Source organism: Psychrobacter sp. Sarcosine-3u-12 (genome assembly GCF_002836005.1).
In the GTDB taxonomy this organism is placed as follows: Bacteria; Pseudomonadota; Gammaproteobacteria; order Pseudomonadales; family Moraxellaceae; genus Psychrobacter; species Psychrobacter okhotskensis.
The window spans coordinates 95,683-105,013 of sequence record NZ_PJBY01000077.1 but is presented as its reverse complement, the minus strand read 5'-3'; the positions used below and the strand labels follow the sequence as shown (position 1 = coordinate 105,013).

Annotated in this window: 8 protein-coding genes; 6 read left to right on the top strand and 2 right to left on the bottom strand. The window is 43.2% G+C overall.

Translation table 11 applies throughout. The annotated features are described in order from the left end of the window. A partial coding sequence (locus tag CXF65_RS03845; RefSeq protein ID WP_157824012.1) for a hypothetical protein occupies window positions 1–674 on the top strand: 674 nt, incomplete at its 5' end. A 62-nt stretch (window positions 675–736) separates the two neighbouring features. Beyond that, entirely contained in the window at window positions 737–1,978 is a 1,242-nt protein-coding gene (gene prpF / locus CXF65_RS03840; RefSeq protein ID WP_101211099.1) for a 2-methylaconitate cis-trans isomerase PrpF, read from the top strand. Here prpF and CXF65_RS03835 read toward each other — a convergent pair. Next, window positions 1,975–2,439: a DMT family transporter gene (locus CXF65_RS03835; RefSeq protein WP_101211098.1), complete on the bottom strand. Its 465-nt coding sequence runs from the start codon at window positions 2,437–2,439 to the stop codon at window positions 1,975–1,977. The two genes, prpF and CXF65_RS03835, sit on opposite strands and share 4 nt — an antisense overlap. 113 nt (window positions 2,440–2,552) lie before the next feature. On the opposite strand from CXF65_RS03835, the gene CXF65_RS03830 reads away from it, so the two are divergent. From CXF65_RS03830 to CXF65_RS03820, 3 genes are all read left to right on the top strand, one after another. After that, window positions 2,553–4,406, top strand: a complete 1,854-nt coding sequence (locus CXF65_RS03830; protein WP_101211097.1) for an ABC transporter ATP-binding protein — start codon at window positions 2,553–2,555, stop codon at window positions 4,404–4,406. 85 nt (window positions 4,407–4,491) lie between these two features. Next, window positions 4,492–5,118, top strand: coding sequence for a GNAT family N-acetyltransferase (locus CXF65_RS03825; protein ID WP_101211096.1), 627 nt, complete (start codon window positions 4,492–4,494; stop codon window positions 5,116–5,118). A 148-nt stretch (window positions 5,119–5,266) separates the two neighbouring features. Continuing rightward, window positions 5,267–6,769 (top strand): bifunctional 2-methylcitrate dehydratase/aconitate hydratase, encoded by a 1,503-nt coding sequence (locus CXF65_RS03820; RefSeq protein ID WP_101211095.1) that lies wholly within the window; start codon window positions 5,267–5,269, stop codon window positions 6,767–6,769. A gap of 140 nt (window positions 6,770–6,909) precedes the next feature. Here the strand turns inward: CXF65_RS03820 and CXF65_RS03815 are convergent, their stop codons facing one another. Beyond that, entirely contained in the window at window positions 6,910–7,671 is a 762-nt protein-coding gene (locus CXF65_RS03815) for an SDR family oxidoreductase (protein ID WP_101211094.1), read from the bottom strand. A 269-nt stretch (window positions 7,672–7,940) separates the two neighbouring features. Between CXF65_RS03815 and CXF65_RS03810 the strand changes: the two genes are divergently transcribed. Then, window positions 7,941–9,323 (top strand): DUF2868 domain-containing protein, encoded by a 1,383-nt coding sequence (locus CXF65_RS03810; RefSeq protein WP_101211093.1) that lies wholly within the window; start codon window positions 7,941–7,943, stop codon window positions 9,321–9,323. Window positions 9,324–9,331 lie beyond the last annotated feature (8 nt).

The window sequence follows — 9,331 nt, the reverse complement described above, 5'->3', positions numbered from 1 at the left end:
GTTCATCTTTATTTATTCTATTACTGGATATTTGTAATAATTTAGATAAAAGCGAAAGGACTGGTTTGCTTCAGGAAATGTACGAAAAAAACGGCTATATAGAAAACCTAAGTATTATAGACCTACATTCAGATTCTAAAAATATAACTTTCGATTTTAGAGGGCTTAAGTTTAATAACTGTCTATTCGATAACTATGATAGATTTTCAGAATGCGTCTTTGACGATAATACTATTTTCAAAAATACTATATTCAAGCCTAAGTTGTCGCATAAGGGGCTAACTACAAATATTTCAAATAATAATATAGATTTTTCAACTTGCAATACTGTAGGGCTTGATGACCTGCTTCAAATGAAAACCGCATTAAAAGATGTAAAGCAAGATGAAAACCGAAGAAGTGTAAAAAGGATTATTAGCTATTTTTGGAATAACGGCTATTTTACAGACAAGCTTGAACGAGAAGCTAAAAATAGATTTAAAAATATCTACCAGACTTTTGAAAAATTAATGAGCATTGGTGTTATTTTATCAAAGAAACAAGCTACCTCACAAAAGAGGCAAGATACTTTATATTACATATCGGACGACTATCTAGATTTGAGAAAAATATTTGAAGAAAATATGTCTTGTTATGAATTTGAATTAATTTTAAAGAAATTAGAAAGTCCTTAATTTTTTTAAACTAATACTTTAAAGGATTCATGACTCAATTATATTACAGAGGACTCTTAAAGATGACCCAAGTCACCACTTCCGCCGCCCCGCAAATCTCCGTCCCAGCCACCTACATGCGCGGTGGCACGTCAAAAGGCACTTTCTTTAAACTATCCGACCTACCAGAGCGTTGCCAAGTCGCTGGCAAGTCGCGTGATAACTTTTTATTGCGTGTCATCGGCAGTCCTGACCCTTATGGTAAGCAAATCGACGGTCTAGGTAATGGCAGCTCTAGTACGTCAAAGACAGTAATTTTGTCTAAAGCTAAGCAAGCAGACCACGATGTCAATTATCTGTTTGGGCAAGTGAATATCGCCAAGCCAATGATTGATTGGGCAGGTAACTGTGGCAATTTAACCGCTGCCGTTGGTGCTTGTGCGATTAACATGGGTTTAGTTGACGCTGATAAAATTGCTAATAGGATTGATGACGATAGTGAGAGTGGCATTTGCGAAGTACGCATTTGGCAAGAGAATATCGGTAAAACCATCATCGCCCATGTGCCTGTTTATACAGACGAGCAAGGCAAAGTACAAGTGCAAGAAACCGGTGACTTTGAATTAGATGGTGTCACCTTCCCTGCTGCTGAAGTTAAAATAGAATTTATCGACCCAGTAGACTCGTCTAGCGATATGTTCCCAACTAACAATCTAGTCGATGATTTTGATGTCTCTGGTTGTGGTTTAAGTACCGATAGCGTCAAAGCAACCTTTATCAGTGCCGGTATCCCAACGATATTCATGAAGGCAGAAGACTTGGGTTTTACAGGCACGGAATTACAAGGCGATATCAATAGTGATAGCGAGCTACTTGCCAAACTTGAGAAAATCCGTGCCACAGGCGGCGTTGCGATGGGATTATTCAAAGACGTGAGCGAGGCACAGACCAGCCAACATATTCCAAAGATTGCTTGGGTTGCTCCTGCGCAAAGCTATACTGCTTCTAGTGGCAAGGCCGTTGATGCTAATGATATTGATTTAGTCGTACGAGCGATGAGTATGGGACAATTGCATCATGCCATGATGGGCACAGCAGCGGTTGCCATAGCAGCAGCAGCGACGACGCGAGGGACTCTAGTTAACCAAGCGGCAGGTGCAGGCGAATTGATGGAAGTGCGCTTTGGTCATCCTTCAGGAACGTTACTCGTAGGCGGAAAAACAGAACAAGTCGATGGTCGCTGGCAAGCCAAAAAAGTATCGATGAGTCGCTCTGCCCGTCGTATTATGGTCGGTGAAGTGTTTGTACCAGCGGATTGTTTTTAACCGTTAACTCTCGTCTCACCATATATCATTAACATTCCGCCTATAGTGACTAAGGCTAAGCCAGCGATTTTATAGATATCTATCGCTTTAACCGCTAAGCCAAACAGGCCCGTTTGGCTTAGAATAAGGGCAAAATACATTTGCCCAAGAAACACCCAGAGCAGTGTATTACCTGCGCCTATCTTTGGCGCGGCAATAAACATGAATAAGATATAAAAGCTGCCCAAAAATCCTGGCAACCACATCCACCACGTCGCGTTTTCAATCATTGGCGGCTTGATACCGCCACTCATCACATACGACAGCACTAAAGAAGCTAATGCACCTCCTAAGTATAAATAAAAGGTAGATTGTATTTGAGAGGCTTGTGTACTTTCTCGAAAAGCGTTGACAATAGCCAGTTGCAGCGGAACAATAGCACCACCTAAAAGGCTGATTAAGACGTAAGGAAGTATTTTCAAATGACTGCCCCAAAATGAAATAAAAAATGTCTCTAAATAATACTAAACTTTATTTCAATTATTTAATATAAATAAGATTTAGTGAAATATTAATACCCATGAGTTAAGCGTTTATGCCAACACCTCCGCAATCACGCCATTTGCAATTAGATAAAAAACCGCCACTTAAAAAAACGGAGCGGCGGGCATTATTGTGGGATATTCTCAAAAAGCTTGCTGTCTTTGCCGCGCCTTATAAAATCTTAATCATTGCAACACTGATATTAACGGTACTTGGTTCCTTTACCGCACAGGTCAATGCTTTTGTGCTGCGTTATGCCGTAGATACTTTGACCGAGATTGCAACCCTTGCCGAGCCTTGGGAAGCAGGTCTGCGTATGCTCGTCATCATCAGTGCGGTGCTCTTGACCAAAGAGATATTATCAATATTTATCTCTTTTGGTCAGCGCTTTTATGGTGAAAAGATTCGTATCAATCTGTCGCGTGATTTATCACAAAAAATCATTGAGCGTATCTTGACCTATCGCATGGCGTTTTATACCAGTAGCGAAAATGACAGTGGTAAATTACAAACCCGTATTGATTATGGCGTTAGTAGCCTGACCAGCCTAGTGCAGAATTTCTTTATTGACATGTTGCCGCTGTTTGCCAGTGCCATCGTCTCACTCATTATCATGTTTTCGACCAATTTTTGGATCGGCTTGGTTGGTCTTATTATCATCCCAATTTACTTCTTTATCAGTCAAAAACAAGCACGGCGTCTGCAAGGATTTCGTCGGCAGATGCGTGGTTATAGAGAAGCCAAAAGCGGTTTGGTTATCTCGCTGATTAACTCTATCAGCGTGGTAAAGTCCTTTGTCCGTGAATCTATTGAAGCGGAGAAGCACTTAACCATTCAAAAAGACATGACTGATAATCAGCTGCGTATTCGTAGTATTGGTTTTATTTATGATGCAATAAAAACCTTTATCGAGCAGATTGGCGTGGTAGTTATCATTTTGCTGACTTCCTACTTTGTGCTAAAGGGCCAGATGACCATCGGTATGATTTTATTTCATGTCATGCTATTTCAAAATGTCGCTGCCCCTATTCGTCAATTGCACCGTATCTATGATCAAATCAATAATGCACTGACTTATGCTGAAGGCTTTTTTGATATATTGGAAGATGACGAACAAGTTGAAAATATCGATGGTAGAAGCAGTAAAAATCTGAAAGGTCACATTGAGCTAAAAAACGTTGATTTTACTTATCCTAACGGCACGCAAGCGCTAAAAGATGTTAGCTTTACGATTAAACCCAATCGCATTACTGCACTGGTGGGCTTAAGTGGTGCTGGCAAGAGCACCATTATCAATTTATTGGTGAAGTTTTACGCGCCAGATGCTGGCACAATATGTCTAGATGGGCATGATTTAGCCGACTGCGATACCCATGAATTGCGTCAAAATATCGGTCTGGTACTACAAAGCAACCATATCTTTTCAGGTACGATTAGCGAAAATATTCGCTATGGCGATATGAATGCTACTGATGAAGATATTATCGTCGCCGCAAAGAAAGCCTCGATTCATGAGCAAATCATATCGTTATCAGAGGGCTATGAAAGTACGGCTAAATCATTATCAGGTGGCCAACAGCAGCGTATCGCGCTGGCACGGATGTTCTTAAAAGATCCGCCCATTGTATTTTTGGATGAGCCAACCGCCAGCCTTGATGCGATTGCCAGTCAACAAGTGAAAAAAAGCCTAGATCTCATCAAAAAAGACCGTACGGTGATTATGGTGTCACACAATATCGCCCAAATTATCGATGCGGATGACTTGGTCGTGATAGAAGATGGCCGCGTGGTCGAAACAGGCACTCACGAAGCGCTGTATGAGAAACATGGCAAGTACTTCGAGATATTTAGCGCCATGTCTGATAGTTTAAATTTGGATAAGATCAGTCAAACCTTGAACGGTTAATGCAGAATAAGATTAAAGCGGTATAATACGCGACACTTTTTATCTTCTACTTACTAACCAACAATATGCCAAAAGCCAGTAAACTATGACTTGTGAATTCTCTATAAAAACCTTTGATGAGCTGACCTCAGTTGATCTTTATCATATTTTAAAAGCACGCGCGCAGGTGTTCGTCGTCGAGCAAAACTGTGCCTATCAAGACATGGACGAAGTGGATTTTGATTGTTTGCATTTAGTCGCCCATCAAAATGAGGCGCTGATTGGCTATTGCAGAATTATCCCGCCTGAGTTTAATACCTTGCAAGCCAATCTTTCTGTCGCCCATCCGGCGGGCAAAACCGCCAGCTCTATGCCCGCTATCGGTAGAGTGCTGGTACTGGCGGAACATCGTGACAATGGCGTCGCGCGTCAAATCATGACGCAAGCGATTAAATATTGTCATAAAAAATACGCAAAGAAGACCATCGTCATCTCCGCACAGGCGTATTTGCTCAGCTTCTACGAGTCGTTAGGCTTCATTCCTGAAGGCGAGCATTATCTTGAAGATGGCATTGAACATATCAAAATGACCTTGCCTCTGCTTAAAAAAGGCAAAGTAAAAAGACAGCACACTGAAGGATCAGGCTCAGGAATTGTCACTAAGTTTTTGAGTTTATTGCTATTGATATTGGGTCTAATGTTTATCGCCGGCTTAATTTATCTAATGACATAGCACAACTTATCGTCAACCTTTGCTAAATTCTTAACATAATTCAATCTGGCAGTTCCATATTGACTGTGCTACTTTTGAGTCATGACCATGGCCGTGGTAAACGCTCAATGGTCAACAAAGTAGCTAACTTAAGGAAGAGGTGACGATTATGTCTAATGTCGAAAGCAATGTCCGTCCAGAATATGACGATGAAATTCAAAAAATTGCCGACTATGTTTTAAATTACTCTATCGATAAAGACTCCGAAAACAGTGATGACGCTTGGAGTACTGCTCGTTATTGTTTGATGGATACACTGGGCTGCGGTTTACTGGCGCTACGTTTCCCTGAATGCACCAAGCACTTGGGCCCCGATTGCCCCGATCAAATTACCCCAAATGGTGCGCGTGTGCCCGGCACGAATTATCGCCTCGACCCTATTAAAGCCGCCTTTGACATAGGCTGCATCGTACGCTGGCTAGACTATAACGATACGTGGCTGGCTGCTGAATGGGGACATCCGTCAGACAATCTCGGTGGTATTTTGGCAGTCGCAGATTATCTCAGTCAGCAAAACGTCAGCCAAGGTCGCGCACCGCTCACCATGAGAGACGTGCTCGAATCGATGATTATGGCGCACGAAATTCAAGGCGTATTGGCGTTAGATAATTCCTTTAACCGCGTTGGGCTTGACCATGTATTTTTAGTCAAATTGGCCTCAACTGCGGTCGTCGCCAAGCTCTATAACCTACCGCGCGAGCGTATTATGGCGGCTATCTCACAAGCCCTCGTCGATGGACAAGCACTACGCACCTATCGTCATGCGCCCAATGCAGGGAGCCGCAAGTCTTGGGCAGCAGGTGACGCGACCAGCCGTGCGGTACGCTTGGTAGATATCACCAAACGTGGTGAGATGGGTATTCCTGGGGCACTAACCGCACCGCAATGGGGTTTTTATGATGTGTTGTTTAGCCACACCAATAAGGACTTAGCCACCAAGCCCGAAAACGAGCGTCGCTTTACCTTCCAGCGTGACTTTGGCAGCTATGTCATGGAAAACATCTTATTTAAAATAAGCTTCCCCGCTGAGTTTCACGCGCAGACGGCATGCGAGGCGGCCGTTATTTTGTACCCACGTATCGAAGATAGAATTGATGACATCGAAAAAATCGTTTTGACGACCCATGATTCAGCGATTCGCATCATCTCAAAACAAGGCGAGCTTGCCAATCCTGCTGACAGGGATCATTGCTTGCAATACATGGTGGCTGTGCCGTTGCTCACAGGAGACCTAATGGCAGAAAACTATGAAGACGATTATCATGAGCAGCATCATATATTGATCGATGAGTTGCGCAGCAAGATGGTGGTAGAGGAAGATCCGCGGTATTCAAAAGACTATCATGACCCAAGCAAACGTTCGATTGCCAATGCCATTCAAGTGTTCTTTAAAGATGGCACCAGTACCGATAAGGTCGCTGTAGAATATCCTATCGGTCACAAACGCCGCCGTGAAGAAGGTTTGCCTGTATTAGAAGCCAAGTTTCGAGCCAGTCTGGCGACGCGTTTTATTGACAGTCGCTGCGAGGCTATTTTTGCGTTATGCAGCGACCAAAAACGCTTGGAGCAAACACCCGTGCATGAGTTTATGGACTTGTTTATGGCGAACTAAGCATTTGCTCACCTAGAGATTTACGCTTAATTTATCCTTGTCTTATCAACAAAATAGGGCGTGCCGTTAATATTATGATAACGACACGCCCTATTTTGTTCTATTGAATTGAATCAATTTTAATATTCAATCGTTTGGCGCTACCAAAGTATAGATTCCCCTGCCCAATCAACAAAGCTGCCAGATTGCGCAGCCGTCATGCGGCTTAGCACTTCTAATAAGCATTCTGCACTATAAGCTGGCGAGAATAATTGCCCATCAGCCACATTGCCTTGAAAAGGCGCTGACAGTTGCGTGTTGACGGTTCCGGGCTGCATGACGACCACGCACACATCTTTGAGCGACCTTCCCCATTCGATACTTAAGTTTTTCATGCCCATATTGAGCGCCGCCTTGCTCATCCTATAGCTATACCAACCGCCCAACTGATTGTCGCTGATACTACCGACTCGTGCAGAAATGGTGGCAAAAACAGCAGGACTGTCATTACTACGTTCAGATTTGGCTAATAAGGATTTAAAATGCTTAGCAATAAGCAGACCGGCTAAGGCATTGACCTGCATATTTATTAAGAAAAAATCTGTCTCAATCTGTCGCAATGATTTTTCTGGTTGCTGCGTCGCAGTATGTAGGAGTCCTGCACAGTTGATGAGCCAATCAATGTGGTCGGTTTGTTGACTAATGACATCAGCAGCTTGTTTGATACTCTGTTCGTCGCAGATGTTCATGGGCAGCCAATAGAGATTGTCTGCTGCAAAATCAGGAACGCTTTTATGATAAGTCGCAAAGACACGTAGACTGTCTTGGCTATCACTATTAGCCGTGCTTTCTACCAATTGCTCCACCATGGCTCTGCCAATGCCACCTGTACCGCCGATGATTAGATAAGTTTTGGTACTCATAACGATTCCTTTTTTTGTATTTCTAAAATGAGGACATGCCTAGTGTATGGCTTATCTTTATGGTTATGACTATCCTGTCTATCATTCATTCATGCATTCTGGCTGATTTTTATCACCTTTACCATGACAAAAATACTGAATAATGGCTTATTTAGTTATCATTGGTTTGTGACGCTGCAAAATAACAGCAGTAATCGCTATTATATATACGCTACAATAATCAAAAATTGTCTTCTAAATGAACGCTTTTATACGGATATTATCACTTTATGCTCTCACCACAAGATCAATTGACTGAGCTGGTACGCACGCTTGAGACGCAGCAGCATGTCTTTGCCACTGACCCGCTACTCATCACGGAAAAGCTGCAAAATGAGGATGGAAAACCCGTCCAAAAACTGCATCGCCGTGCCTCACGTATCGATAGTAACGGCGCGCTGGCACGAGTATTGGGCAAGATTGATGGACGCATAAAAGGCATCATGGTGATCATGAGTGTGGTGTGGTGCATCTCGGGGTTTTTAGGATTATTTACCTTACTACAAGCCAATGTCGTCAATTTCTTTTATGTCTTGGTCTGTTTACTTGGGTTTCATACCCTTATGCTAGCTGGCTGGCTAGTCATGACCTTGCTTAACCAAGGTCGTCAGTCGCCCAGCTGGTTTGCGAGTTTTGTTAGCCCCAGTTATCTTATCCGTGGTAAGGACGATGTCACCAAGGCGGCAGTCGACTTGTACGAGCGCCAATTACAGCACAGTGGTATGCGCTGGTATTTGGGTCGTTTTAGCCATCAGCTATGGCTTGCTACCTTAACCGGTATGCTCTTTGCGATTATATTCTTATTAATTGTACGCCAATATAGCTTTAGTTGGGAGTCGACGCTGCTATCCGATCAGGCACTGATTACCCTCACCCAAGTGCTTGGCTGGCTGCCCAGTATGGTCGGATTTGGTGTACCTGACAATGCCGCTATCGTACAGAGCCGACTGGTGACAGATGCCATGCCATTGTCTGTGGCGCGGCAATGGGCAAGCTTGTTAATTGGTAGTTTGCTGATGTACGGTATCGTACCACGAGCGATAGCGTGGGCGTTTTGTGCCTTCATGTTCCGTCGTAAAAAAATGCGTTTGGATACCAAGCTGCCTTATTATCAAAAAATCCTAAATTTTTGGCAGCGTCATGTGGTTGATGCCGATGACTTTACGGAGGTAGCGGCGCCTATCGCTCCAAAGGCAACAGTGAGCGCTGGCAAAAAGCTGGTTGCGTTACTGGAATATCCTTCAGAGAAAGATAACTGGTGGCAAAAAGGTCTTGATGCTAATAATGGTGATGATAGTCAAATTGAGAATTTTGGTATCGTTGATGACCGCGATGATATGGATCGATTAACCGTGTATCTAAAGACCCATCCAGTACAAGTCTTGCTCGGTATTCATAGCAAAGCCCTGCCTGACCGTGGCACGCTACGCAAGCTCGATCAAATTGCAGCTCATGCTAAAGACGGGCTGATTGTGCAGCTACTTAATAATGCGCCTGACACTACTGACGCCTTACAACAAAAAGTCTCGCAGCAACAAGATGTGCGATATCAACAATGGCAAACGGCTCTATCAGCACGAAAGATTGGCTTGGTAAGTACTTATACTGCTTAATAAAAAAT